Raw genomic sequence first — 25,801 nt, 5'->3', positions numbered from 1 at the left:
ACGGTGCCCGGCACCGGCGCGCCGCACGGCGGCGGCCGGCCCCCGGGCGGTGGCCGTCCGCTGTCCTTGCCCCGCCTGCCTCCCGGGCCTTCCGGTCGTCCCGCCCCCGCCCCCGGCGGGTATCCCCGCTCCGGGGAGGCGGCGGGGGACGGATGTGCGCGCACCCGTACGAAGGCCCGATCATGGGGCGGAACGCACCACGCACGGCCCGAAGGACGCTCTCCCCCCATGACCCTCACGGAACCGGTTCGGGACGAACGTCCCGCCGCCGCTGCCGCCACCGCCCCGGCACCCGCACCCGGCGGCACCCCCCGGGCACAGTTCCTGTCCTGGACCACTCTCGCGATGATGACGACCGCCTCCGTGGCGAACCTGCGTCCCTCGCCCTCCATGGCCCTCTACGGCCTGGCCGCCGTCTTCCTCTACCTCCTGCCCGCCGTGGTGTTCCTGCTGCCGACCGCCCTGGTCTCGGCCGAGCTGGCCTCCGGCTGGCCCGGCGGCGTCTACCGGTGGGTGAGCGAGGGCCTGTCCAAGCCGCTGGGCTTCCTCGCCGTGTGGTGCCAGTTCGCGATGACCATCGCGTACTACCCGAGCCTGCTGGCGTACGTGGCGAGCACGTTCGCGTACGTCGTCGACCCGTCGCTCGCCGACAACGGCCTCTACATCGCGATCGTCATCGTCGTCATCTACTGGGCGGGCGTGCTGGTCTCCTCGCGCGGCACCAAGGCGGTGGCGGGGCTCTCCAGCGCCGGCCTGGTCGTCGGCACGCTGGTGCCGGGCGTCGTGCTCGTCGTCCTCGGCCTGGTCTTCCTCGGTCAGGGCAACCCGTCCGCCGCGCCCATGGACGGTGCCCACGTCCTGCCGCAGTGGACCGGGATCGCCAGCCTCGTGCTGATCGTCAACAACTTCCTGTCCTACGCGGGCATGGAGATGAACGGCGTGCACGTCTCCTCGCTGCGCGACCCCGCGAAGCAGTACCCGCGCGCCATGTTCGCCGCTACCGGCCTCGTCCTGCTGATCTTCATCCTGCCCGCCCTGGCCATCAGCTGGGTGATGCCGGGCGAGGACCTGAGCCTGACGGCCGGCGTGATGCAGGCGTTCCAGGGCTTCTTCGACCACTTCCACGTCGGCTGGCTCACCAAGGTCGTCGGCGTCCTGCTGGTCGCGGCCGCGCTCGGCGGCATGCTCACCTGGCTGGCCGGCCCGTCCAAGGGGCTGCTGATGGTCTCCCGGCAGGAGGGCTACCTCCCGCCCGTCCTGCAGAAGCTCAACAAGAACGGCGTCCCGCGCAACATCATGGTCGCCCAGGGCGTGCTGACGACGCTGATCGCCCTGCTCTACGCCTTCCTCCCCGATGTCTCCAGCGCCTACTGGATCTTCTCGGTCGTCACCACGCAGATCTATCTCGTCGTCTACGTGCTGATGTTCGCCGCCGTCGTCCGGCTCCGGGTCACCCGGCCCGGCCAGCCGCGCGGCTTCCGCGTCCCGGCCGTGCGCCTGGTCGCCGGCGTCGGCCTCGCCGCCTCCCTCGGGGCGATGTGCATCGGCTTCATGCCGCCGGAGCAGTTCGGCGGCCAGCCGCTGTGGCGCTACCTGCTCATCGTCGGCGGCGGGCTCGTCACGCTCGGCTTCGTCGCGCCCTTCGCCTTCCTGAGGTTCCGCAAGCCGCACTGGGTGACGGCCGCGGACGGGGAGGGCGCCGGCGTCGAGTAGCTTGGCGGTGCTCCCGGGCGCACGACCCCGGCGCGTGTGCCGGGCGTGTGCTTTCCGGGTGGTGCTCGTGGGCAGTGCTCTGCGGTGACGGACCGGACGATGGGGGAGCGCGTGAGCGATACGCAACGGCCACCGGGGCGGATGCTGAGGGTCGGCGGAGTCGCGCTGCACGTCGTGCGCGAGGGCTCGGGGCCCGTGTGCGTGCTGAGCGCCGGGCTGGGCATGGGCTGGTTCGACTGGGAGCCCGTCGTACCGCTCCTCACCCCCCACCGCACGGTCGTCCGCTTCGACCGGCCCGGACTGGGGTTCAGCGCCCCCGCCCTCGAACCCCCCACCGCCACCGCGGAGGCCGACCGGATAGCGGGCGTCCTCGACGCCCTGGGGCTGCCGGGCCAGGCCACCGTCGTCGGGCACTCGCTCGCCGCGTTCCACGCCGAGGCGTTCGCCCGGCTCCACCCCGACCGCACGGCCGGCCTCGTCCTGGCCGACCCCGGGGTCCTGGAGGAGGACGCCCGCCCCGTACCGGGCCTGGGCCTGCGCACCGCCGCCGCGCAGGCGCGCGGCGCGGCCTTCGCCGCCGCCGGGCTGCCCCGGGCGCTCGGCCCGGCCCTGCGCCGGCTGAGCGCCCGCTCCGCCTCGCTCGCCCGCCGCGATCCCGCCCCCGCCGAGCTGGTGCGCCGCGTCTACGGCAGCGGGCGCGTCGCCCGCGCCGTGCTGATGGAGAACGCCCGCTACCGCGACGTGGCCGCGGAGCTGGCGGACCTGCGCGGCCGGCACGCGCTGCCGCCTGTCCCGGTCACCGTCCTCGCCGCCTCCACCGGCACCGGCTCCTGGCTGGAGCGGCGCTGGCTGACGCGCCAGCGCGCCCTCGCCGAGCGGCTCGACGGCCGCTTCGAGGCGGTCGCCCCGGCCGGCCACCTGCTGATGTACGACCGGCCGCAGGCCGTCGCCGCCGCCGTGCTCGCGACCCCGTTCCTGCGGGGCCGCGGCGGCTGAGGGCGCGGCGGCCGCCCCGGCGTCACCCGCTCGGTCGCCGCCGGTGGGTGCCGCGCCCGCCGTTGCGTCAGTGTGAGCAGCGGACGGGGCGGGCCGGATCGCAGGCGAGGAGCGGGCGCGTGAGCACGGAAGGGACCTACACGCCGTTCGGCGGCGAGCTCGAACGGGGCGTGAAGTACGCCGTCCAGTGGCGGGCGGATCCCCGCTACGTCCTGTGCGGCGACCTCACGCACGGCGTCGTCGACGTCCGCGACCGCGCCACGGCGGCCGAGCGCGACTACGCCTGGCACATCGACGCGGCCACCGGGACCGTCACCCTGGCCGCCGCCGCGGACGAGCACACCCCCCGGGTGCTCACCCTGCTCCTCGGCCGCACCGGCCTGCGCCCCGTCCTGCGCCGCCTGGTCTCGCCCCGCGTCAGCACCCAGCGCTGGAACTGGACCGGCAGGGCCCTGATGAGCCACAACCAGCCGGCCGACGACAAGCTCGCCGTCCACGTCGGCGACCGGTCCGCCGACGGCGGCTACGGCCTGCGGATGGTCCTCCCCACGGGTGGCGTCCCCGCCCACGAGTGGCAGCTGCTGCGGTCCGCGGCCTGAGCCCCCGGCGGGCCGGTGGCACCCGGCCGGAGCCCCATGCCGCGGCGTCCCACGGCAGCCGGGGCGGCCCGACAGGTGACGTTCTGGAAGCGCTCATCAGTACGATGCACCCAGAAGGCGCAACAGTGCGGCGGCCGACGGAAACCCCCCGGTAACCACGGGACGTGATACTCAAGGTCCAGCCCGTGCCCGTATCCGGTGAAACGAGCCGTCTGACCTGCAAGGATAGGTAGCTATGGATAAGCAGCAGGAGTTCGTGCTCCGCACGCTCGAAGAGCGCGACATCCGGTTCGTCCGGCTGTGGTTCACCGATGTCCTCGGCTACCTGAAGTCCGTGGCCGTCGCCCCCGCCGAACTTGAGCAGGCCTTCGACGAGGGCATCGGCTTCGACGGCTCCGCGATCGAGGGCTTCGCGCGGGTCTACGAGTCGGACATGATCGCCAAGCCGGATCCGGGGACCTTCCAGATCCTTCCCTGGCGGGCCGAGGCCCCCGGCACCGCCCGGATGTTCTGCGACATCCTCATGCCGGACGGCTCGCCCTCCTACGCCGACCCGCGCTACGTCCTCAAGCGCATCCTGGCCAAGACCTCCGACCTCGGCTTCACCTTCTACACCCACCCCGAGATCGAGTTCTTCCTGCTCAAGGACAAGCCCGTCGACGGCACCCGCCCGGTGCCCGCCGACTCCTCCGGCTACTTCGACCACACCCCGCAGAACGTCGGCATGGACTTCCGCCGGCAGGCCATCACCATGCTCGAATCCATGGGCATCTCCGTGGAGTTCAGCCACCACGAGGGCGCCCCCGGCCAGCAGGAGATCGACCTGCGCTACGCCGACGCGCTGTCGACCGCCGACAACATCATGACCTTCCGGCTGGTCATGAAGCAGGTGGCGCTGGAACAGGGCGTGCACGCCACGTTCATGCCGAAGCCGTTCTCCGAGTACCCCGGCTCCGGCATGCACACCCACCTCTCGCTCTTCGAGGGCGACCGCAACGCCTTCCACGAGTCCGGCGCCGAGTACCAGCTGTCCAAGGTCGGCCGGTCCTTCATCGCGGGCCTGCTGCGGCACGCCGCCGAGACCTCGGCCGTCACCAACCAGTGGGTCAACTCCTACAAGCGCATCTGGGGCGGCTCCCAGCGCACCGCCGGCGCCGGCGGCGAGGCCCCCTCCTACATCTGCTGGGGCCACAACAACCGCTCCGCGCTCATCCGGGTGCCGATGTACAAGCCCGGCAAGACCGGCTCCACCCGCGTCGAGGTCCGCTCCATCGACTCCGGCGCCAACCCCTACCTGACCTACGCCGTGCTGCTGGCGGCGGGACTCAAGGGCATCGAGGAGGGGTACGAACTCCCCGCGGGCGCCGACGACGACGTGTGGGCGCTGTCCGACGCCGAGCGCCGCGCCATGGGCATCGAACCGCTGCCCCAGAACCTGGGCGAGGCCATCGAGTTGATGGAACGCAGCGAACTGGTCGCCGAGACCCTCGGCGAGCACGTCTTCGACTTCTTCCTGCGCAACAAGAAGCAGGAATGGGAGGAGTACCGGTCGGAAGTGACGGCGTTCGAGCTGCGCAAGATGCTGCCGGTGCTGTGAGGCGGCCGTGAGCGCCGGCCGCAGCGGTTGCCGCGCGTGAGCGGCCCCGACCGCGTCTGGTACGCGGCCTTCGGGTCCAACATGCACGGCCGGCGCCTTCGCTGCTACCTCTCCGGCGGCAGGCCGCCCGGGGGCACGCGGACGTATCCCGGCTGCCGGGACCCGCGCCCGCCCGAGCGGTCGGTGCCGGTCATGCTGCCCGGAGTCCTGTACTTCGCCACCGAGTCGCCCGTCTGGACCGGCGGGCGGGCGTTCTACGACCCCGACGGCGCGGGCGAGACCGCCGCCCGCGCCCATCTGCTCACGGCGGCCCAGTTCTCCGACATCGCGGCACAGGAGATGTACCGGGAGCCGGGCCGGGACGTCGACCTGACGCGGGCCGTCCCGGACTCCCGCACGCGACTGGGCCCGGGGCGCTACGAGACGCTGGTGTGCCCCGGCCGGCTGGACGGCCACCCCGTCCTCACCCTCACCGCCCCGTGGAGCCACCGCGACGTGCCCGGCAATCCGCCCTCGGCCGCCTACCTGCGGCACCTCGCGGCCGGCCTCGTCGAATCGCACGGCTGGAGCGCCGAGCACGTCGCCGCCTACCTGGCCGGATGCCCGGGCGCCGAAGGGCACTGGAGCCCCGGGGCGGTCGCGGCGCTGCTGCGGACGCCCGCGGCCGGCCCCCCGGCCGGGGGCCGCACCGTGCCGGGAACACCCCCCACGCCGCCGCGGCCCGGTACGACTAGGCTCGGCCGTGGTTCGGACCGAGCCTGTCGGGAGCCAGGGACGGGAGGCATGCGATGACGGTGCCGGAGGGGCGTCGCAGCAGCACGTACACACGGCTGCTGAGGTACGGCTTCACCGACGCGGCCGCCGCCGAGCGACTGCTCGACGGCCCCGGACTGGAGGGCGTGCGGGCCGACCCGGTGTTCCTCGACGCGCTCGGCGCCACCGCCGACCCCGACCTCGCGCTGCGCGGGCTCACCCACCTCGTGGACGCGCTGGACCGCCGGGGCGAGGACGGCGAACGCCGGGCGCTGCTGGACACCCTGGCCCGCGCCAAACCGCTGCGCGACCGGCTGCTGGGCGTGCTGGGCGCCTCCGAGGCCCTTGGCGACCACCTCGCCCGGCACCCCCGGGACTGGCACGCCCTGGACGCCTTCGAACCGGCCGACCTCAACCCCACCGTCGCGGACTTCGAACGGGCCCTCGCCGAGGGGATCCGCGGGGAACGCGGCGCCGGGCTCACGCCCCCCGACGCGCTGCGCGCCGCCTACCGTCGCTGCCTGCTGGTCATCGCCGCCCGCGACGTCGGCGGCAGCGTGGACGTCGCCCGGACCGCGGCCGAACTGGCCGACCTGGCCACCGCCACCCTCCGCGCCGCCCTGGCGATCGCCGGGGAGGAGCAGCCCGCCGACGCCGCGGCCTGCCGGCTGGCCGTCATCGGCATGGGCAAGTGCGGCGGCCAGGAGCTGAACTACGTCTCCGACGTCGACGTCATCTTCGTGGCCGAGGCCACGGACGGCACCCCCGAGGGCCCCGCCCTCCAGGCCGCCACCCGCCTCGCCTCCCGCATGATGCGCGTCTGCTCCGACGTCACCCCCGAGGGGACCATCTGGCCCGTCGACGCCAACCTCCGCCCCGAGGGCCGCAACGGCCCCCTGGTGCGCAGCCTCTCCAGCCACCTCGCCTACTACCAGCGCTGGGCCAAGACCTGGGAGTTCCAGGCCCTCCTCAAGGCCCGCCCCGTCGCCGGCGACGCCGCCCTCGGCCGTGCCTATCTGGACGCCGTCTCCCCGCTGGTCTGGCAGGCCGCCGAGCGCGAGAACTTCGTCGCCGACGTCCAGCAGATGCGCCGCCGCGTCATCGAGTCGATCCCCGCGACCCAGCTCGAGAGGGAACTCAAGCTCGGCCCCGGCGGGCTGCGCGACGTGGAATTCGCCGTGCAGCTCCTCCAGTTGGTGCACGGCCGCAGCGACGCCTCGCTCCGCGCCGGCAGCACCCTCGACGCGCTGGCCGCCCTCGCCGCGGGCGGCTACGTGGGCCGCGCCGACGCGGCGTCCCTCGACGCCGCCTACCGCTTCCTGCGGGCCATGGAGCACCGCATCCAGCTCTACCGGCTGCGCCGCACCCACCTGGTGCCCGAGGGGGAGGACGACCTGCGCCGCCTCGGCCGCTCCCTGGCCCGCACCTGCGGCTGGCCGGGCGGCAAGGAACCCGTCGCCGAACTCGGCAGGCAGTGGCGGCTGCACACCCGCGAGGTCCGCCGGCTGCACGAGAAGCTCTTCTACCGCCCCCTGCTGGACGCCGTCGCCCAGCTGGAGCCCGGTGAGGCCCGGCTCAGCCCCGAGGCCGCCGGCCAGCGCCTGGAGGCCCTCGGCTACGCCGACCCCGCCGCCGCCCTGCGCCACCTGGAGGCCCTCGCCTCCGGCGTGACCCGCAAGGCCGCCATCCAGCGCACCCTGCTGCCCGTCCTCCTGGGCTGGTTCGCCGACTCGGCCGACCCCGACGCCGGGCTGCTGAACTTCCACAAGGTCTCCGACGCGCTCGGCCGGACCCCCTGGTACCTGCGGCTGCTGCGCGACGAGGGCGCCGCCGCCGAGAACCTCGCCCGGGTGCTCTCCGCCGGCCGCCTCGCCCCCGACCTGCTGCTGCGCGCCCCCGAAGCCGTCGCCCTGCTCGGCGACCCCGGGGGCCTGCGCCCCCGCAGCCGGGAGGCCCTGGAACAGGAGGTGCTGGCCGCCGTCGGCCGCGCCGAGGACGCCGAGGCGGCGATCGTCGCGGTGCGCGGCGTGCGCCGCCGCGAGCTGTTCCGCACCTCGGCCGCCGACATCATCGGCGCCTACGGCCGCGGCGGCACCCCCGCCGAGGCCCACGCCTCCGGCGAGCGCGGCACGGGCTCGCGCGGCGCCGCCGAGACGGCCGGCGGCGACCACGCCGCCCGCGCCGACCTCGTCGGCGAGGCCGTCTCCGACATCAACGCCGCCACCATCGCCGGCGCCCTGCGCGCGGCCGTACGGGCCGAGTGGGGCGACACCCTGCCCACCCGCTTCGCCGTCATCGGCATGGGCCGCTTCGGGGGCCGCGAGCAGGGCTACGGCTCCGACGCGGACGTCCTGTTCGTCCACGAGCCGCGCGAGGGCGTCAGCGACGAGGAGGCGGCCAAGGCCGCCTTCGCCGTCGCCGGGGAGATGCGCCGCCTGCTGCAACTGCCCACCACCGACCCGCCGCTGCTCGTCGACGCCGACCTGCGCCCCGAGGGCAAGTCCGGCCCGATCGTGCGCAGCCTCGCCTCGTACGCCGCCTACTACCGGCGCTGGTCGCTGGTGTGGGAGAGCCAGGCGCTGCTGCGCGCCGAAGCCGTCGCGGGCGACGCGGAGCTGGGCCGGCGCTTCATCGACCTGGTCGACCCGCTGCGCTACCCCGCCGAGGGGCTCGGCGAGGACGCGGTGCGCGAGATCCGCCGGCTCAAGGCCCGGATGGAGACCGAGCGGCTGCCGCGCGGCGCGGACCCCACCACCCACACCAAGCTGGGGCGGGGCGGGCTGTCGGACGTGGAGTGGACGGTGCAGCTGTTGCAGATGCGGCACGGCTGGGCGGAGCCGGGGCTGCGCACCACGCGGACGCGCGAGGCGCTGGCCGCGGCCTGCGCCGCGGAGTTGATCTCCACCGAGGACGCCCGGATCCTGGACGAGGCCTGGGTCCTGGCGACCAGCGTGCGCAACGCCGTGATGCTCGTGCGCGGCCGGCCCGGGGACACCTTCCCCGGCGACGGCCGCGAGCTGGCCGCCGTGGGCCGCTACCTCGGCTACGAACCGGGGCACGTCGGGGAGATGCTGGACGACTACCGCCGCACCACGCGGCGGGCCCGGGCCGTGGTGGAGGAACTGTTCTACGGGGCCTGACGGACACGGCCCGCCCGGCCGCTTCCAGCATGCCGCCGGCTCCCCACATCCGCCACTTCGAGCGTTCTAGACGCCCCTGACCGCGACGTGCCGGGCCAGCCGGAAGGGGAACGCGCCGTACCAGAGGCGGGAGAGGGCACCGCCGAGGGTCAGGCACAGCAGGCCGCCCACCGCGTCCAGCCAGAAGTGGTTGGCGGTGGACACGATCACCACCAGCGTCGCGAGCGGGTACAGCGCCCCCAGCGCCTTCGCCCACGCCCGCCGGGCCAGCATCGCGATGGTGACCCCGCACCACGTCGACCAGCCGATGTGCATCGACGGCATCGCCGCGTACTGGTTGGACATGTCGGCGAGATTGCCCGAGGCCATCGAACCCCAGGTGTGGTGCACGACGACGGTGTCGACGAAGCCGGGGCCGGTCATCAGCCGCGGTGGCGCCAGGGGATACAGGTAGTAACCGATCAGTGCCACGCCGGTGGTGGCGAAGAGGACCAGCCGCGCGGCGGCGTAGCGCCCGGGATGCCAGCGGTAGAGCCAGACCAGCACGCCGATCGTCAGCACGAAATGCAGCGTGGCGTAGTAGTAGTTCATGCCCACGACCAGCCACGTCACCGAGTTCACGGCGTTGTTGACCGTGTGCTCGACCGCGATGTGCAAGGTGTGCTCGGTCTGCCAGATCCAGTCGGCGTTCCGCAGGGCGGCCGCCCGCTGCTCGGGCACGGCATTGCGGATCAGCGAGTACATCCAGTAACTCACCGCGATCAGCAGTACCTCGACCCACAGGCGCGGATGCCGTGGGGAACGCAGTCTGCCCAGGAGGCGCGGCGCCCGGGGACGGGGGCGGCCCGCCGGCGGCCGGTCCCCTCGCTCCTCGGTGGGTGGCGGGGCGGCCGTCCGGCCTTCCAGGGTCCTTGCAGTCGCTTCACCCATAGGGAAACAGTCTGCCAGAAAGCCCCTGGGCGCAGATCAACCCGAAGTCGGCCCTTCGTCGTTTTCAGCCAGCTCCGCCGCCGCCCCGCGGGGGCTCGTGCGGGCCTCCGCCCGCACGGCCGGAGCCGACGCCGTGGAGCCCCTGACCACGAGTTCGGGGAGGAAGACGAACTCGCTGTGCGGCGCCGGGGTGCCCCCGACCTCCTCCAGCAACGCGCGCACCGCGGCCTGCCCCATCGCCTGCACGGGCTGGCGGATCGTGGTCAGCGGCGGGTCCGTGAACGCGATGAGCGGGGAGTCGTCGAAGCCCACCACCGAGACGTCGCGCGGCACTTCGAGGCCGCGCTGGCGCACCGCCCGCACCACGCCCAGCGCCATCATGTCGCTCGCGCACACCACGGCCGTGCACCCGCGTTCGATGAGCGCGGAGGCCGCCGCCTGACCACCCTCAAGAGTGAACAGGGAATGCTGGACCAGCTCGTCCGCCCCGGCCCCGCTCACCCCGAGCCGCTCCCGCATGCTCGACAGGAAGCCCTCGATCTTCCGCTGCACCGGCACGTACCGCCGTGGGCCCACGGCCAGCCCGATCCTGCGGTGCCCCAGTGCGGCCAAATGGGTGACGGCCAGGTCCATGGCCGCGCGGTCGTCCGGCGAGACGAAGGGCGCCCGCACCTCCGCGGAGAAGCCGTTGATCAGCACGAACGGCACGCCCTGGGCGCGCAGCCGCTCGTAGCGCTGCATGTCCGCCGAGGTGTCGGCGTGGAGCCCGGAGACGAAGATGATCCCGGCCACCCCCCGGTCGACCAGCATCTCGGTCAGCTCGTCCTCCGTGGAGCCGCCCGGCGTCTGCGTGGCCAGCACCGGGGTGTACCCCTGGCGGGTCAGCGCCTGCCCTATCACCTGGGCGAAGGCCGGAAATATGGGGTTCTCCAGCTCCGGGGTGATCAGCCCGACCAGCCCGGCGCTGCGCTGCCGCAGCCGCACCGGGCGTTCGTAGCCCAGCACGTCGAGCGCGGCCAGCACCAACTGGCGGGTGGAGGCGGCGACCCCCGGCTTTCCGTTGAGGACGCGGCTGACGGTTGCTTCGCTGACACCCGCCTGGGCTGCGATGTCGGAGAGCCGGGCGGTCACAGGAGGTGACTGTACCCGTCGCATCTCAGACTGCCCACCACACGCACGTATCCGAAGGAATCCGCACGGTTCCACCGGAGAATTCCAGGGCGGCGGACGACAGCAGGGGCCGGCCGGGCACCGGAACCGCCACCTCGTCGCCGAGCGTGTTCAGCGTGCACACGAATCCCGGCCGCCCGAAGGCCAGTACGCCCTCCGGTGCCTCCAGCCACGTCATCTCCCCGTCACCGAGACCGGGCAGCTCGTGGCGGAGCGTCAGCGCCGAGCGGTACAGCTCCAGCGTCGAGCGCGGGTCGCCCGACTGCGCCTCCACCGACAGCGCCCGCCACGACGAGGGCTGAGGCAGCCAGCTGCCGCCCGGCCCGAAGCCGTACGGGGCCGCCTCGCCGGACCACGGCAGCGGCACCCGGCAGCCGTCGCGGGTGCCGTCCTGGCCGTCGCCCCGGAAGAACGCCGGGTCCTGGCGCACCTCGTCCGGCAGGTCCACGACCTCGGGGAGCCCCAGCTCCTCGCCCTGGTAGACGTAGGCCGAGCCGGGCAGCGCCAGCATCAGCAGCGCCGCGGCGCGCGCCCGCGCGAGGCCCAGCCGCTCGTCCCCGCCGCCGTAGCGGGTGGCGTGCCGCACCACGTCGTGGTTGGACAGCACCCAGGTCGTCGGCGCCCCGACCGACAGCGTGGCCGCCAGCGACGCGTCGATGACCTCCCGCAGCGCCTCGGCACCCCAGTCGCAGGTCAGGAACTGGAAGTTGAACGCCTGGTGCAGTTCGTCCGGGCGCACGTACAGCGCCAGCCGCTCGGACGTCGGCGCCCACGCCTCGGCCACGCCGATCCGCTCACCGGGGTAGGAGTCCAGCAGCTGCCGCCAGCCGCGGTGGATCTCGTGCACCCCGTCCTGGTCGAAGAACGGCAGCACCTGCGCGCCGATCAGCTTCGCCTGCTCGCTCAGCCCGATGTCCGGCAGCCCCGCGGCCTTGACCATGCCGTGCGCCACGTCGATCCGGAAGCCGTCCACGCCCAGGTCCAGCCAGAACCGCAGCACCGAATCGAACTCGGCCCGCACCTCGGGGTTGTCCCAGTTGAGGTCCGGCTGCTCGGGCGCGAACAGGTGCAGGTACCACTCGCCCGGGGTGCCGTCCGGGCCGGCCGTCCGGGTCCAGGCCGGACCGCCGAAGACCGACTCCCAGTCGTTGGGCGGGAGTTCGCCGTGCTCGCCCTTGCCGGGACGGAAGTGGTAGCGCGCGCGGGCCGTCCCCCCCGGACGGTCCGCGAGCGCCGCGCGGAACCACACGTGCTGGTCGGAGGTGTGGTTGGGCACGATGTCCACGATCACCTTCAGGCCCTGCCGGTGGGCCTCCCGCACCAGGTCGTCCGCGTCCGAGAGCTCCCCGAACAGCGGGTCCACCGCGCGGTAGTCCGCGACGTCGTAGCCGCCGTCCGCCTGCGGCGAGGCGTAGAACGGCGTCAGCCACAGCGCGTCCACGCCCAGCTCCGCCAGGTACGGCAGCCGCTCGCGGATCCCGCGCAGGTCCCCGATGCCGTCACCGTCGCTGTCGGCGAACGAGCGCACGTACACCTGGTAGATGACGGCGCTGCGCCACCAGCCGTCCGCCCGCGCGGGGGCGGCGCCGTGGGCCGGGCGGACGGAGGGCGCGAGATCCTGGGTCATGTACTTCCTATCGGCTCGTAGTCTCGGTGGTGGGCGTGCGAACGGCTCAACGACGGGCGGGGCGCAAGGTCAGCCCTTGGTGCCGCCCGCGGTCAGCCCGGCGACCAGGTGCCGCTGGGCGAGGAAGAAGACGAGTCCGGCCGGGACGGTGATCAGCACGGCCGCCGCCGTCATCAGGCCCCACTCGGCCTTCTGCTGGCCCACGAAGGTCTGCAGGCCCACGGCCAGCGTGTAGTGGTCCTCGCTGCTCATGAACTGGCTGGCGAAGGCCACTTCCCCCCAGGCGGTGATGAAGGAGTAGAAGCCGGTGACGGCCAGTCCCGGCCGGGCCAGCGGCACGATCAGCCGCCAGAACGTGCCGAACGGCGTCAGCCCGTCCACCCGGCCCGCCTCGTCGATCTCGGCCGGTATCGAGTCGAAGTACCCCTTGAGCATCCACGCGCAGAACGGCACCGACACCGAGCAGTAGGTGAGGACCAGACCCGCGTAGGAGTCCAGCAGCTCCAGCTCGCCGAGGATGTTGTACAGCGGCACGATGAGCACCGCCATGGGGAACATCTGCACCACCAGGAACGTCCACATCAGCGGCCGGTGCCCGGGGAAACGCATCCGCGACACGGCGTAGCCGGCGGTCGCCGCGATGAGCACGCCCAGCACGGTCGCGCCCAGCGCCACGATCACCGAGTTGCCGAACCAGGTCAGGAACTTGGTCTCGCTCAGGATGTGCGTGTAGTTCGAGAAGTCGAACCCGACGAAGCGGGTGGGTTCCTGCCAGCCGTCCCGCCCGCGCAGCGAGACGAAGACGATGAACAGGACGGGGAAGAGGGAGATCGCGGAGGCGCAGATCAGCGCCGTGTGCAGGGCTACGGAGGCCCCGCGCGAGCGCTGTCCCCGCTCGCGCGGCCTGCGAGTGGTGCCGCTCATCGCGTCGCGGCCTCCTGTCGGGTGAGCAACCGGCGGTAGAAGACGGCGAAGACCAGCAGCAGCGAGAGGATGAGGATGCCGTACGTCGCCGAGCCCGCGTAGTCGCGGACGCCCTGGAAGGCGAGGCGGTAGGAGTACGTCACGAGGATCTCGCTCTCCGAGCTCGCCCCCTGCCCGATCAGCAGGTAGATGACCTGGAACATGTTGAACGTCCAGATGACGCCCAGCAGGATCACCGTCCCGCTCACCGGACGCAGCCCCGGCAGGGTCACGTGCCGGAACCGCTGCCACGGCGAGGCGCCGTCCATCTCGGCCGCCTCGTGCAGCTCGGCGGGGATGGACTGCAGGCCGCCGAGGATGGCCACCATCATGAACGGCACGCCGAGCCAGACGTTGACGGCCACGGCCGACACCTTCTGCAAGGTGGCGTCACCGAGCCAGTCCACGGGGTCCATGCCCACCTGGGTGAGGAGGGCGTTGAGGACTCCGTACTTCTCGTTGAACATCAGCCGCCACGAGAACGTGGCGACGAACGCCGGCACCGCCCACGGAAGGATCAGCAGCACCCGGTAGAGCGCCCGAAACCGCACCTTCCGGTTGAGCAGCAGCGCCAGGCCCAGGCCGAGCGCGTAGTGCAGGAGGACGCAGGACGCCGTCCAGAGGACCGTCCAGGTGAGCCGGGAGTAGAAGTGGCCCTCCTGGCCGGAGAGCACCTTCCAGTAGTTGTCGAGGCCGACGAACTGGTACGTGGCGGGGATGCGGTTGACGCCGATGGTGCGGCCGACGTTGGCCTCGTTGGCGTCCGTGAAGGAGAGGTAGACGCCCCTCCCCAGCGGATAGCCGACGAGAACGGCCAGCACGATGACGACCGGCAGCACCATCGCCCACGCGTACCAGTGGGTGGAGAAGGAGCGCCTGACCCGGGTGACGACTGTGGCCATGAGATGGGACCTACTCCTCGACGCCGTAGTCCTTGAGGAGCGCGGACTGCCAGGCCTTGGCCGTGGCGTCCACACCCGCCTTGGGGTCTTCCTTCAGCGTGAGGATCTTGGTGTAGTGCTGGAGCCACTCGGTGAACAGGTCGCCGCCCTGCGGGATCGGCACCCGCGGGTGCGCCTTGGCCAGCGCGTCGTGGAAGGCGCTGCGCACCGGGTCGGCCAGGACGGTCTGCGAGTAGGCCGACTTGCGGGTCGGCAGCACGCCGACGGCGTTGGAGACGCTCTCCTGCTGCGCGCTCTCGGTCATGAACCGGGCGAAGAGGTAGGAGGCGTCGAAGTTCTTCGAGCCCGCGTAGAGGACGAGGTTGTGGCCGCCCACCGGGGCGCCCGCGGTGCCGGTGGAACCGGCCGGGATCGGTGCGATGCCCAGGTTCTCGCGGGACTTGTAGGCGTCGCCGCCGAAGATCTCCTTGGTCGCCCAGGGGCCGTCGATCAGCATGCCCAGCTTGCCGTTCTTGAAGTCCGTCTTGAGGGCGTTGTAGCCGTCGGTGCCGGCCGGCTTGGGGGCGGCGCCGGACTTGACGAGGTCGACGGCGGTCTCGACGCCCTTGAGGGAGGCGGCGCTGGAGATCGTGATCTTCTTCTTCGCGGCGTCGACCATGTCGCTGTTCTCGCCGTAGAGGAAGGGCAGGGAGTAGTAGCTGTCGGGGCTGAGGCCGATGCCGTCGGCGCCCGTCTTCTCCTTGATCTTCAGGGCGGCGTCCTTCACCTCCTGCCAGGTGGCCGGGGCCTTGTCGAGGCCCGCCTTCTGGAACAGCTCCTTGTTGTAGAGGAGGCCGAGGGTGTCGGTGACCTGCGGGACGCCGTAGGTCTTGCCCTGGTACGCCGCGTTCTTCAGCGGCCCCTCCAGGAAGTCCTCGGACTTGTCGAGGGCGGGGGTGCCGGTGAGGTCCTTGAGGTATCCGAGCTGGGCGAAGCCGGGGGTCCAGCCGACGTCGGAGCGCAGGACGTCGGGGGCGCCCTTGCCGGTGGAGGCGGCGGTCTTGAACTTCTGCTGCGCCTGGTCGAAGGGGACGTTGACGTAGTCGACCTTGATCTTCGGGTACTTCGCCTCGAAGTCCTTGACCAGCTTCTTGAACGCCGGCGCCTCGTTGGTGGCGTCGGAGGTGTCCCACCAGGTGATGGTCCCGCTGACGCTGCCCGGGTCCTCGGCCGCCTTGGAACCGTCGTTCCCGCTGTCGCCGCCACCGCCGCACGCGGTCGCGGTCAGGGCCAGCACGCCGACGACGGCGGCGACCGATATGCCTCTTCGCATAGGGACTCCTCTTTCGGAAGGCCGCCTGGGGGGCAGGGCGGCCCGAGCTGAGGAGGAAGTTAACAGGCTGCAATCCCTTGCGAAAGACTTTGCAAGAAGGGATTCGTGAGATTTCAGGGTTGTAACCGTCCCGTGTCCAAAGGGTTGACCGGGAGGGAAGCGGCTCGTACGGTCTCGTGCGGCAAGCCGTTGCATTGTGCGAGCAACCTTGCTGAAAGAACCTTCAGCGGCCTTACGGGCACGGCGCGTTGCCGTACGGGTCCGCACCCCTCTCCCCCCACCCCCAGGAGAACCCATGCCTTCCCTCGGTGTGTCCGGATTCGCCCGAAGAGGCCTGGTCCTCGCCCTCGCCCTGGGGGGCGCCGCCGCCCTCCCGGCACCGCAGGCCCATGCGAGCCCGCCCGGCGCGAAGGACACCACCGCGGTCCTCTTCGAGTGGACGTACGCCTCCGTGGCCAGGGAGTGCAAGGAGACCCTGGGCCCCGCCGGCTACGGACACGTCCAGGTCTCCCCGCCCCAGGAACACGTCCCAGGCCCCCAGTGGTGGACCTCCTACCAGCCCGTCGGCTACCGCGTCGCCGGCCGCCTCGGCGACCGGGCGGCCTTCGCGGGCATGGTGACCGCCTGCCACGGCGCCGGGGTGAAGGTCGTCGTCGACACCGTCATCAACCACATGGCGGCCAAGCCCGGCACCGGCACCGGCGGGACGTCGTATACGAAGTACTCCTACCCCGGCCTGTACCAGGACGGCGACTTCCACACCTGCCGCAAGGACGTCACCGACTACACCAGCCGCTCCGAGGTCCAGAACTGCGAACTCGTCGGCCTGGCGGACCTCGACACCGGCAGCGACCGCGTCCGTTCGGCCGTCGCCGGCTACCTCAACGACCTGCTGTCCCTGGGTGTCGACGGCTTCCGCATCGACGCCGCCAAGCACGTCGCCGCCGGCGACCTCGCCGCGATCAAGGCCAAGCTCGGCAAGCCGGACGTCTACTGGAAGCAGGAGACCATCCAGGGCGCCGGCGAGGCCGTTCAGCCGGAGGAGTACCTGGGCAACGGCGACGCGCAGGAGTTCCGCTACGCCTGGGACCTCAAGCGGGTCTTCCAGCGGGAACGGCTGGCGTACCTGCGCGACTACGGCGAGGGCTGGGGCTATCTGCCCGGCGGCCGGGCGTCCGTCTTCGTCGACAACCACGACACCGAGCGGGACGGCGTCACGCTCACCTACAAGGACGGCGCCGCCTACACGCTGGCCCACGTCTTCATGCTCGCCTGGCCGTACGGCTCGCCGGACGTCCACTCCGGCTACGCGTTCACCGACCGCGACGCGGGACCTCCGAACGGCGGCGCGGTGAACGCGTGTTGGCAGGACGGCTGGAAGTGCCAGCACAAGTGGCCCGAGGTCAACGCCATGGTGGGCTTCCGCAACGCCGTCGCGGACACGGAGGTGACGAACTGGTGGGACAACGGCTACCAGGCGATCGCCTTCGGTCGCGGCACCAAGGGCTACGTGGTGATCAACCACGAGACCTTCGCGGTCGGGCGGACGTTTCAGACCTCGCTGCCGGGCGGTGACTACTGCGACGTGCAGAGCGGCCGCCGCGTGACAGTCGGCGCGGACGGCCGCTTCACGGCGAGCGTGGCGCCGAACACGGCGCTGGCGCTGCACGCGGGCGCGCGCACGTGCGGCTAGCCGTCTGCTTTCCCCGGCCCCGCCCCTTCCCGTAACCGGAACTCCGCCCTGGGCCCCGCGCCGCACACGCCGGCGGGGCTTGGTTCCAAGCCCGTCCGGCGATGGAGGACACCGCGCGGCAGCGCGGTCCGGGGCCCGGGGCCTGCCCCCGGTCACGGGAAGGGGCGGGGCCGGGGTCTCTTCCGTTCCGACCGCAACCGAAGGAGACCCACGCGTGAAACGCCTGGCCGCGATCGCCGCAGCGATAGGCACCCTGCTGCCCCTGGCAGCGGCGACGTCCCCCGTCCACGCGGACCCGCAGCCCCCCGCAGGGGCCCGCGTCCAATGGATCGACGCCCACACCGTCGCCTGGCCCAGAAACCTGGGAAACCCCACCCACCCCCACCGCCTCGTCCACGAGCACGGCAGCTTCCCCCTCACCCCCCAGCCCGGAGGACTGACCCCCGCCCAGCAGGCGAAGTACCCGTTCCTGGCCACCGGCGCCTACGACGCCTTCCGCGTCCACGCGAGCGAGAAGGACGAGCGCACCGCGCTCAGAGGGCGGCTCGTCGCCGAGACGGACGGCGTCACCACCGGCGTCCAGATCCCCGGCGTCCTCGACGCCCTCTACGCCTCCGCCGCCACCACGGCCCACCTGGGCCCCACCTTCCGCAACGGCCGCCCCACCCTCTCCGTCTGGGCCCCCACGGCCAAGAACGTCGCCCTCGAACTCGACGGCCGCACCGTCCCGATGAGGCGCGACGACGCCGCCGGCGTGTGGAGCGCGACCGGCGGCCGCGACTGGGCCGGCAAGCCCTACCGCTACGCCGTCACCGTCTACGCCCCCACCGTCGGCAAGACCGTCACCAACCACGTCACCGACCCGTACTCCACCGCCCTCACCGCCGACTCCGCCCGCAGCCTGGTCACCGACCTCGCCGACCCGGCCCTCGCCCCGCCCGGCTGGCAGCGGCTGCGCAAGCCGGCCGCCGTGCCGCTGCGCGACGCGCAGATCCAGGAACTGCACATCCGCGACTTCTCCGGCGACGGCGGCTACCTCGCCTTCACCGACCGCGCCTCCGCCGGCATGCGGCACCTGAGGGACCTCGCCGACGCCGGCACCTCCTACGTCCACCTCCTGCCGGCCTTCGACTTCGCCACCGTCCCCGAGCGCCGCGCCGACCAGGCCGCGCCGCCCTGTGACCTGACCGCGCCGCCCGCCGACTCCGAGGCGCAGCAGGCCTGCGTCGCCAGGACCGCCGCCCGCGACGCCTACAACTGGGGCTACGACCCGCTGCACTACACCGTCCCCGAGGGCTCGTACGCCTCCGACCCGGACGGCCCCCGCCGGACCGTGGAGTTCCGGCAGATGGTGCAGGGCCTGGCGGGCGCCGGGCTGCGGACCGTCATGGACGTCGTCTACAACCACACCGCCGCCTCCGGGCAGGACGAGAAGTCCGTCCTCGACCGCATCGTGCCCGGCTACTACCAGCGCCTCCTCGACGACGGCACCGTCGCCACCTCCACCTGCTGCTCCAACACGGCACCCGAGCACGCCATGATGGGCAAGCTCGTCGTCGACTCCGTCGTCACCTGGGCGAAGCAGTACAAGGTCGACGGCTTCCGCTTCGACCTCATGGGGCACCACCCCAAGGACAACATCCTCGCCGTCCGCAAGGCCCTCGACGCCCTCACCCCCGCCAAGGACGGCGTCGACGGCAAGGCGGTCGTCCTCTACGGCGAGGGCTGGAACTTCGGCGAGGTCGCGAACGACGCCCGCTTCGTGCAGGCCACACAGAAGAACATGGCCGGCACCGGCGTCGCCACCTTCTCCGACCGCTCACGTGACGCGATCCGCGGCGGAGGCCCCTTCGACGCCGACCCCCGCGTCCAGGGCTTCGCCTCCGGCCTGTTCACGGACCCCAACGACTCGCCCGCGAACGGTTCCCCCGCCGAACAGCGGGCCCGCCTCCTGCACGCCCAGGACCTCATCAAGGTCGGCCTGACCGGCAACCTCGCCGGCTACCGCTTCACCGACACCACCGGCCGCACCGTGCGCGGCGCCGACGTCGACTACAACGGCTCACCCGCCGGCTACGCCGCCGCCCCCGGCGACGCCCTGTCCTACGCCGACGCCCACGACAACGAGTCGTTGTACGACGCCCTCGCCTACAAGCTGCCGGCCGCCACGGCGCCCGCCGACCGGGCCAGGGCCCAGGTCCTCGCCATGGCCACCGCCGCGCTCTCCCAGGGCCCGGTCCTCTCCCAGGCCGGCACCGACCTGCTCCGCTCGAAGTCCCTGGACCGCAACTCCTACGACAGCGGCGACTGGTTCAACGCCATCCACTGGAACTGCGCCGAGGGCAACGGCTTCGGCCGCGGCCTGCCGCCCGCGACCGACAACGCGGGCAAGTGGCCCTCCGCGCGGCCGCTGCTGGCCGACCCCGCGCTGAAGGCCGGGTGCGCCCAGATCACCGCCGCCTCGGCCGCCTACCGGGACCTGCTGCGGATCCGTACCACCGAGAAGGCCTTCGGCCAGCCGACCGCCGGAGCCGTCCAGGCGGCGCTGTCCTTCCCGCTGTCCGGCCCGGACGAGACGCCCGGCGTCATCACCATGCGCCTCGGCGACCTCGTCGTGGTCCTCAACGCCGCCCCCGGCCGGCACACCCAGCGCGTCGCCGGCCTCGCCGGCCGGGACTACACCCTGCACCCGGTGCAGGCTCGGGGAGCGGACCCCGTCGTCAAGTCCGCCTCGTACGAGGCCGCTTCCGGTACGTTCACCGTCCCCGGCCGCACGGTCGCGGTCTTCCGCCGGGCCTGACCCTCCCTCAGCGCAGCTGGGACAGCTTCCCGCCGTCCGGCAGCCGCGCCGTCAGCTCGGCCTGGGCGCCCTGCCGGGCCGGTACGGCCAGGAGGTGGCCCGCGGCGCTGCCGCGAACCCCGCCCGTGGCGGCGACGGACGTGACGTCGCCGTCGCCGGCGGCGAGCGCGTACCACGTGCCGCCCTGGGACTTCCACAGCACGCCCGCCAGGACGTGGGGCTCGGGGGTGCCGCAGGCGGGGGAGTCCTCGGCCCGGGCGACCACCGACGCGGGGGCGGCGGCGCGGGTGCCGGGCGGCAGGAACTGGGCGAGCACCCGGCTGCCGGCGCCCCGCCAGGTCTCGGCGCGGGTGCAGGACCAGGCCGCGCTGCCGGCGCCCCCGGGCAGCGGCTGGGTGGCGAACTGCCAGTTGTTCACCGCGCGCACGCCCTGCCCCCGGATCGTCGCGAGGTGGCAGGCGGTGTGCGCCCAGTCGGCGCGCTCGGCGGGGCCGCCCACGTCGTGCGGGGCGGTGGGCGCGCCGGCGGTGAGCCGGGCCGGGACCAGCTCCGCGAGGTCCGTCACCAGATGCGCGCCCAGCTGCAGCGCGGTCCAGTCGTGGCAGTCGTTCGTGGCACCCGGGCTGGGCACGGCGTCGGTGACGCCGTCCGCGTCCCGGTGCAGCGGCTTGACGGGGGCGGTCGGCTCCAGCAGGTTCCGCACGCCGGCGCTGGTCAGCCAGGGGGCCGTCAGATACCGGACGTTGCCGTCGGTGCGGCCCAGCACCAGCGCCGTCGCGGACGCCGCCTCCGCAGCGTCCGCGCGGGCGAAGTCCAGGGCGGCGGAGCCGGTGGCCCCGTTCTTGGCCTCGGCGTAGCGCACCACGCGCAGGCCGTCGTGGAACAGCACGACGGCCGCCGCGTCGACCTCGCCCGCGTACAGCAGCTGCGGCGGTCCGGCGGCGGGCCCCGTCGCGGTGCCGGGCGTGGCCGTGACCTGCACCGTGTGCCCGGGGCGGGCCCACACGGCGAGGGCCCGGCGCAGCAGTGCCCGGTCGCCGGTGCGGTTGCCGCGCGCGGGCCAGGAGGCGAATCCGGGGTGGTCGGCGCGCTTCCAGGCGGTGGCGGGGACCCGGGTCAGCCGGGCGGGGTCCAGGGCCTGCTGCGCCGCGGGGTTCTGCGCGTACGGCGGGGCGGCCGCGCCGTCCCGGCCCCAGCCGTCGCCCGGCAGGCCCAGGAGCGTCCCGCACACGACCACGGCCGCCAGCGCCGCGAGGGCCGCGCGGGTGTGCTGGCGGCGGCGCATCAGATCCGTGGGGCGGGCCTGGAGGGAGCAGGGGTCGAACTCCACCGACTCCAGCAGCGACGCGTCCCGGCTGCCGGCCGGCGTGCGCGCCCGGTCCGCCTCGGTCAGCGCCGCGTCGGGGTCCTCCACCCCCGCGGCGGCCAGCAGCAGGCGCACGTCGTGGTCGGTGGGCAGCTCCAGGGCGCGCAGGACGTACGCGGCCCGGGCGGGACCGGACAGGGTGGCGAGCGCCTGGTCCAGGGCGAGCTCGTCGGCGCCCCCGGAGCGGGGGAACAGCCGCAGCCCCCACACCTGCGGCAGCAGCGGGGGCAGCTGCCCGGGGCGGGGCAGGCCCCAGCGGCCGCGGGGCCGCCCGGCCTCCAGCGCCGCCTGGAGGACCCGCCGGCGCACGTAGGCGTACCCGGGGTCGCCCGGGGACGTCTCCGCGCCGCGCGGCTGGGGCACGGCCGGCTCCCGCACCTCCGCGCGGTGGCGCGGGAGGGCGCGCTGGACCAGGGCGTGCGCCGTGAGGACCCGGCGGTTGCGGCCGAGGGCCGGCGGCAGCACCAGATACCCGAGCCGCACCAGGCGGGGGTAGTGCTCGATGAGCGCGGCCTCGGCCTGCTCGACGTCGACGGGGGCCGGGGCGAACGGCCGGGGGGCTGTAGCTTGCTGCTCCACATCCGTAGAACGAGTGAATCGTGGGATGGTCACCTCACCCATGTGGGCGCATGGCCGGGTCCGGGCGCCCCGCCCGTACCCCGCACGCCCGGGGGCGCGTCACCCGCGGTGCGCGCCCGCCGGACGCGCCGCCGACGGGGGCCGGCCGCGGCTCAGGCGACGCAGCGGGCGCGGATGCGGTCGACGGCCGCGTCGGAGATGCCGAGCCCGTCGCGCACGTACCCCTCCACGGACCCGTACGCCCAGCGCATCGCCTCCAGGGCGGCCGCGAGGTAGGCCGGGCGCACGCCGAGGATCGCGCCGGCGATCTCCGGGTCGCCGCCCACGGCCGTGAAGCCGTCGATGAGCGGCGCGAAGGCCGCCCGCACGGCCGGGGCGACGGCCAGGTACTCCCGCCCGGCCGTCTCCTCGTCCGCGCCGAGCAGCAGCAGGACCACGGTGGCCGCCCAGCCGGTGCGGTCCTTGCCCGCCGTGCAGTGGAAGAGCACCGGGCCGCAGTCCGGCTCGGCGAGCGTGGTCAGCAGCAGCCCGTAGGCCTGGCAGGCGGACTCCGAGGTCACGAACGTGCGGTAGGTGTCGCACATCAGCTTCTCCGCCTTGCCGCCGCCCAGGTACTCGTCGGCGACCGCCGGGTTGCCCAGCACGTCCTCCAGCCTCGCGGGCACCTCGCCGCCGGCCGGGGCGTCGCCCGCGCGGTGCCGCGAGAACGCGCCCGCCAGCACGTCCGCGACGATCAGGCGGGCCCCCTCCGGCAGCCGGTCGGGGCGCTCCCGGCGCTCCTTCTCGGTGCGCAGGTCCACGACGGTGTGGATGCCGAGGGCCGCCACGGACGGGTCGGCGGCCGGGTCCAGCCGGTCGAGCTGGCCGGAGCGCAGCAGCAGGCCGGGGCGGACGGCGGAGTTGCCGACGAGCGCGATGCCGCCGAGGTCGCGGAGATTGGTGATCGTCGAGGCATCGAACTGCTGCGGCATGGGCCGTCTCCCTTGTCCGCCGTTCCGGCTGTCGCGCGGTCGGGCCTGTCGCGTGGGGTTCTGTTTGTTGCGATTTCTCGTTTTATTGTGGGGAACGGTAGCGGACTCCGCGACGGAAGGGCCGCCCGCCGGCCCGGCTCCGCCCGCGTACGCCCGCCCCCGCGCCCGCCGGGCAGGCCCCGGCCGCGCTCAGCCGTGGTCGAGGTAGGCCAGCACGGCCAGCACCCGGCGGTTGTCGTCGTCGGAGGGCGGCAGCCCGAGCTTGCCGAAGATGTTGGAGGTGTGCTTGGCCACGGCCCGCTCCGTCACCAGCAGTTGCGTGGCGATCGCCGTGTTGGACCGGCCCTGCGCCACCAGCTCCATCACCTCGCGCTCACGGGGGGTGAGCCGGCCGATGGGCCGGTCCTGCGACCGCCGCGTGAGCAGCTGGGAGATGACCTGCGGGTCCATCGCGGTGCCGCCCGCCGCCACCCTCCGCACGGCGTCGACGAACTGCTCCGCGTCGAAGACCCGGTCCTTCAGCAGGTACCCCACCCCGCCGGCGCCGTCGGCGAGCAGTTCGCGGGCGTACAGCTGCTCCACGTGCTGCGAGAGCACCAGCACCGGCAGGCCCGGCCGTGCCCGCCGGGCGGCGAGGGCGCACTGCAGGCCCTCGTCGGTGAAGGACGGCGGCAGCCGGACGTCCACGACGGCCACGTCCGGCTTGAGCTCCGCGAGCGCCGTGGTGAGTTCCGGTCCGCTGGCCACCGCGGCCGCGATCTCGAAGCCGAACGCCTCCAGGAGCCGCACCAGCCCGTCCCGCAGCAGGAAGAGATCCTCGGCGAGGACTACGCGCACGGTTCCCCCGCGAGCGTGAAGTCCTCGTAGTGGAAGCCCGGTGCGACGACGCAGGTGACCAACGCCGGTTCGGTGCCGACCGGTTCGGCGGACTGCCAGACCCCGCCCGGGACCAGCACCTGGGGGCGCTCCCCGCGCTCGACGCCGGAGCCGAGGACGACGTCGGCCGCCCCGGCCTCGTCGGGCCGTTCGCCCGTCCCGCCCAGCCGTAGCCGCAGTGGGCCGCCCCGGTGCCACAGCCACATCTCGTCCGAGCGCACCCGGTGCCAGCGGGACACCTCGCCGGGGTGCAGCAGGAAGTAGATGCCGGTCGCGTACGCGCGGGGTCCGGCGTAACCGTCGGGGACGGTGGCGCCGGCGGTCTGCCAGGTCTCCCTGAACCAGCCACCCTCCACATGGGGTTGGAGGTCGAGGAGCCGGACGAGCTCGCAGGGTTCGGTCATGCCCGCAAGCTTCTCACTCACCCACCGGCGGCGAGTGCGCAGGGGATCTCCACGGTGATCATCGTCGGCCCGCCGCGGGGGCTGCTGACGGCCAGGACGCCGTCGAAGGCGCCCAGGCGTCGCTCCAGGCCGGCCAGCCCGCTGCCGCCCGCCGGGTCGGCGCCGCCGCGGCCGTCGTCGGTCACCGCGATGCGGAGCGTGCCCCGGGCGTGGTGGACGTCCACCCACACCCGTTCGGCCCCGGCGTGCTTGGCCGCGTTGGTGAGCAGTTCGCTGACCGCGAAGTACGCGGCCGACTCCACCGGCTCCGCGGCGCGCCCCGCCAGGTCGACGTCCACCTCCACCGGCAGCGGCATCCGCAGGGCCAGGGCCCGCACCGCGTCGCCCAGGCCGCGCTCGGCCAGCACGGGCGGGTGGATGCCGCGCACCAGGTCGCGCAGCTCGGTCAGGGCCTCGGCGGAGGTCGCGCGGGCCGCCGCGACGAGCTTCCTGGCCTGCTGCGGGTCCTTCTCGATCAGCGCCTCGACGGCGCCCAGGCTCATGCCCACCGCGACCAGCCGGGCCTGCGCCCCGTCGTGCAGGTCCCGCTCGATGCGGCGCAGCTCGGCGGCGGAGCTGTCCAGCGCGTCGTGCCGGGTCTCGGTGAGCCGGTCGACGCGCAGCGCCAGCTCGCGCTCGCGGGTCGGCCGCAGGAAGTGCCGGGTGAGGTGGAAGTTGGTGCGCAGCAGCCCCGGATTGACGAACAGGCCGAGGACGCCGTAGGCGAGGCCGAGGACGGCGGCCGAGTCGGCGCTTTCCTGACCGGTGACGTGCACGAAGGTGAACCACTCGTTGCCGCCCGCCTCGACGATCGGCTTCCAGACGCCGAGGGCCAGCACGGGCCCCCAGACCGCGTAGAGGAGCAGGCACGGTGCCAGGATCGCCAGGACGAAGCCCGCGGTCATGTCCACGAGAAGCCACTGGAGGTCGCGCCAGGTCGCCGGGTCCTTCAGCAGTGCCACGCAGCCCTCGACCTGGCCGGCCAGCCCGCCGCGCCGCCCGCCTGCGGGGACCGGGGGCCGGTAGGGGGAGGGGATCCGCACCCCCGACCACTCGTGGGCCAGGACGCGGCGCTGGTCGGCGAAGGCCCGCAGGGCCTTGATCATGACGGGGGTGGTGAAGAACCCGATCCCCAGCACGACCAGGACGATCGAGACCACGGTGAGCGTGAACAGCAGGACGGACCCGATCAGGCCGAACAGGGCGAGCCACAGCCCCTGCGCCCCTGCCAGCAAACCCCCGCGGACCCTCATCCGGCCTGTCCCCACGCTCTTCCCCACCCTTTTCCTCCCGCGGCCGCCGTCCGGCCGTCACCATTGTGCGGCCTGGGAGGGGTGAAGATCACGGGGCCTGGGCCGCCGGACGGGGGTG

The 25,801-nt window shown here is 73.5% G+C and carries 17 protein-coding genes and 2 pseudogenes; 8 read left to right on the top strand and 11 right to left on the bottom strand.

Annotated elements, in window-relative coordinates:
* The first annotated feature begins 228 nt into the window (after nucleotides 1-228).
* The 6 genes and pseudogenes from gadC (at nucleotide 229) to CYQ11_RS08460 (ending at nucleotide 8,798) form a co-directional block, all read left to right on the top strand.
* On the top strand, nucleotides 229-1,713 hold the full coding sequence (gene gadC / locus CYQ11_RS08485) for a glutamate/gamma-aminobutyrate antiporter GadC (RefSeq protein WP_099200778.1): 1,485 nt from the start codon (nucleotides 229-231) through the stop codon (nucleotides 1,711-1,713).
* Nucleotides 1,714-1,854: 141 nt separating this feature from the next.
* Nucleotides 1,855-2,709 carry an alpha/beta fold hydrolase gene (locus tag CYQ11_RS08480; protein WP_099200779.1) on the top strand — a complete coding sequence of 285 codons (855 nt, stop codon included), beginning with the start codon at nucleotides 1,855-1,857 and terminating at the stop codon, nucleotides 2,707-2,709.
* Nucleotides 2,710-2,828: 119 nt separating this feature from the next.
* Nucleotides 2,829-3,308, top strand: coding sequence for a hypothetical protein (locus tag CYQ11_RS08475; protein WP_099200780.1), 480 nt, complete (start codon nucleotides 2,829-2,831; stop codon nucleotides 3,306-3,308).
* 235 nt (nucleotides 3,309-3,543) lie between these two features.
* Nucleotides 3,544-4,905 carry a gamma-glutamylpolyamine synthetase GlnA2 gene (gene glnA, locus CYQ11_RS08470; protein ID WP_099200781.1) on the top strand — a complete coding sequence of 454 codons (1,362 nt, stop codon included), beginning with the start codon at nucleotides 3,544-3,546 and terminating at the stop codon, nucleotides 4,903-4,905.
* Nucleotides 4,906-4,986: 81 nt separating this feature from the next.
* Nucleotides 4,987-5,559 (top strand): annotated as a pseudogene (locus CYQ11_RS08465) (histone deacetylase); the annotation flags it as partial.
* Between the two features lie 134 nt (nucleotides 5,560-5,693).
* Nucleotides 5,694-8,798 (top strand): bifunctional [glutamine synthetase] adenylyltransferase/[glutamine synthetase]-adenylyl-L-tyrosine phosphorylase, encoded by a 3,105-nt coding sequence (locus CYQ11_RS08460; RefSeq protein ID WP_099200782.1) that lies wholly within the window; start codon nucleotides 5,694-5,696, stop codon nucleotides 8,796-8,798.
* Between the two features lie 66 nt (nucleotides 8,799-8,864).
* Here CYQ11_RS08460 and CYQ11_RS08455 read toward each other — a convergent pair whose 3' ends face one another.
* The 6 genes from CYQ11_RS08455 to CYQ11_RS08430 all read right to left on the bottom strand — a co-directional run bounded on the left by CYQ11_RS08455 (nucleotide 8,865) and on the right by CYQ11_RS08430 (nucleotide 15,702).
* Nucleotides 8,865-9,728, bottom strand: coding sequence for a phosphatase PAP2 family protein (locus tag CYQ11_RS08455; RefSeq protein WP_099200783.1), 864 nt, complete (start codon nucleotides 9,726-9,728; stop codon nucleotides 8,865-8,867).
* Nucleotides 9,729-9,764: 36 nt separating this feature from the next.
* Nucleotides 9,765-10,859, bottom strand: a complete 1,095-nt coding sequence (locus tag CYQ11_RS08450; protein WP_240003527.1) for a LacI family DNA-binding transcriptional regulator — start codon at nucleotides 10,857-10,859, stop codon at nucleotides 9,765-9,767.
* A gap of 25 nt (nucleotides 10,860-10,884) precedes the next feature.
* The gene (locus CYQ11_RS08445) at nucleotides 10,885-12,525 is read right to left on the bottom strand and encodes a glycoside hydrolase family 13 protein (protein WP_104650975.1); all 1,641 of its coding nucleotides are present in this window, start codon (nucleotides 12,523-12,525) and stop codon (nucleotides 10,885-10,887) included.
* Nucleotides 12,526-12,594: 69 nt separating this feature from the next.
* Nucleotides 12,595-13,449: a sugar ABC transporter permease gene (locus CYQ11_RS08440; protein WP_099200784.1), complete on the bottom strand. Its 855-nt coding sequence runs from the start codon at nucleotides 13,447-13,449 to the stop codon at nucleotides 12,595-12,597.
* Nucleotides 13,446-14,390, bottom strand: a complete 945-nt coding sequence (locus tag CYQ11_RS08435) for a carbohydrate ABC transporter permease (protein WP_099200785.1) — start codon at nucleotides 14,388-14,390, stop codon at nucleotides 13,446-13,448. Before CYQ11_RS08435 ends, CYQ11_RS08440 begins: the two co-directional genes overlap by 4 nt.
* Nucleotides 14,391-14,400: 10 nt before the next feature.
* Nucleotides 14,401-15,702 carry an extracellular solute-binding protein gene (locus tag CYQ11_RS08430; protein ID WP_099200786.1) on the bottom strand — a complete coding sequence of 434 codons (1,302 nt, stop codon included), beginning with the start codon at nucleotides 15,700-15,702 and terminating at the stop codon, nucleotides 14,401-14,403.
* Nucleotides 15,703-15,997: 295 nt separating this feature from the next.
* Here CYQ11_RS08430 and CYQ11_RS08425 point away from each other — a divergent pair, with 295 nt between their 5' ends.
* Nucleotides 15,998-17,395 (top strand): alpha-amylase, encoded by a 1,398-nt coding sequence (locus CYQ11_RS08425; RefSeq protein ID WP_099200787.1) that lies wholly within the window; start codon nucleotides 15,998-16,000, stop codon nucleotides 17,393-17,395.
* 313 nt (nucleotides 17,396-17,708) lie between these two features.
* A pseudogene (pulA, locus tag CYQ11_RS08420) lies at nucleotides 17,709-20,195 on the top strand (pullulanase-type alpha-1,6-glucosidase); the annotation flags it as partial.
* 7 nt (nucleotides 20,196-20,202) lie between these two features.
* Here the strand turns inward: pulA and CYQ11_RS08415 are convergent.
* From CYQ11_RS08415 to CYQ11_RS08395, 5 genes are all read right to left on the bottom strand, one after another.
* Entirely contained in the window at nucleotides 20,203-22,140 is a 1,938-nt protein-coding gene (locus CYQ11_RS08415; protein WP_099200789.1) for a hypothetical protein, read from the bottom strand.
* 152 nt (nucleotides 22,141-22,292) lie between these two features.
* Complete coding sequence (locus tag CYQ11_RS08410; RefSeq protein WP_099200790.1) at nucleotides 22,293-23,111, bottom strand: tyrosine-protein phosphatase; 819 nt, start codon at nucleotides 23,109-23,111, stop codon at nucleotides 22,293-22,295.
* Nucleotides 23,112-23,300: 189 nt separating this feature from the next.
* Nucleotides 23,301-23,948, bottom strand: coding sequence for a response regulator transcription factor (locus CYQ11_RS08405; protein ID WP_099200791.1), 648 nt, complete (start codon nucleotides 23,946-23,948; stop codon nucleotides 23,301-23,303).
* The gene (locus tag CYQ11_RS08400) at nucleotides 23,939-24,391 is read right to left on the bottom strand and encodes a cupin domain-containing protein (protein ID WP_099200792.1); all 453 of its coding nucleotides are present in this window, start codon (nucleotides 24,389-24,391) and stop codon (nucleotides 23,939-23,941) included. Before CYQ11_RS08400 ends, CYQ11_RS08405 begins: the two co-directional genes overlap by 10 nt.
* Nucleotides 24,392-24,408: 17 nt before the next feature.
* Nucleotides 24,409-25,683 (bottom strand): sensor histidine kinase, encoded by a 1,275-nt coding sequence (locus tag CYQ11_RS08395; protein ID WP_099200793.1) that lies wholly within the window; start codon nucleotides 25,681-25,683, stop codon nucleotides 24,409-24,411.
* Nucleotides 25,684-25,801: the final 118 nt, after the last annotated feature.

The sequence above is a fragment of the Streptomyces cinnamoneus genome, assembly GCF_002939475.1.
GTDB lineage: Bacteria > Actinomycetota > Actinomycetes > Streptomycetales > Streptomycetaceae > Streptomyces > Streptomyces cinnamoneus_A.
Note: the sequence above shows the minus strand (reverse complement) of the source record. Positions and strands in the feature narration are given on the sequence as shown.

Excerpts from the sequence above, each read along its gene's own strand:
- CYQ11_RS08435 (WP_099200785.1), bottom strand. The coding sequence starts at position 14,390 with ATGGCCACAGTCGTCACCCGGGTCAGGCGCTCCTTCTCCACCCACTGG.
- CYQ11_RS08440 (WP_099200784.1), bottom strand. The coding sequence starts at position 13,449 with ATGAGCGGCACCACTCGCAGGCCGCGCGAGCGGGGACAGCGCTCGCGC.
- CYQ11_RS08410 (WP_099200790.1), bottom strand. The coding sequence starts at position 23,111 with ATGCCGCAGCAGTTCGATGCCTCGACGATCACCAATCTCCGCGACCTC.
- CYQ11_RS08460 (WP_099200782.1), top strand. The coding sequence starts at position 5,694 with ATGACGGTGCCGGAGGGGCGTCGCAGCAGCACGTACACACGGCTGCTG.
- gadC (WP_099200778.1), top strand. The coding sequence starts at position 229 with ATGACCCTCACGGAACCGGTTCGGGACGAACGTCCCGCCGCCGCTGCC.
- glnA (WP_099200781.1), top strand. The coding sequence starts at position 3,544 with ATGGATAAGCAGCAGGAGTTCGTGCTCCGCACGCTCGAAGAGCGCGAC.
- CYQ11_RS08455 (WP_099200783.1), bottom strand. The coding sequence starts at position 9,728 with ATGGGTGAAGCGACTGCAAGGACCCTGGAAGGCCGGACGGCCGCCCCG.
- CYQ11_RS08400 (WP_099200792.1), bottom strand. The coding sequence starts at position 24,391 with ATGACCGAACCCTGCGAGCTCGTCCGGCTCCTCGACCTCCAACCCCAT.
- CYQ11_RS08480 (WP_099200779.1), top strand. The coding sequence starts at position 1,855 with ATGCTGAGGGTCGGCGGAGTCGCGCTGCACGTCGTGCGCGAGGGCTCG.
- CYQ11_RS08445 (WP_104650975.1), bottom strand. The coding sequence starts at position 12,525 with ATGACCCAGGATCTCGCGCCCTCCGTCCGCCCGGCCCACGGCGCCGCC.
- CYQ11_RS08425 (WP_099200787.1), top strand. The coding sequence starts at position 15,998 with ATGCCTTCCCTCGGTGTGTCCGGATTCGCCCGAAGAGGCCTGGTCCTC.
- CYQ11_RS08395 (WP_099200793.1), bottom strand. The coding sequence starts at position 25,683 with ATGAGGGTCCGCGGGGGTTTGCTGGCAGGGGCGCAGGGGCTGTGGCTC.
- CYQ11_RS08430 (WP_099200786.1), bottom strand. The coding sequence starts at position 15,702 with ATGCGAAGAGGCATATCGGTCGCCGCCGTCGTCGGCGTGCTGGCCCTG.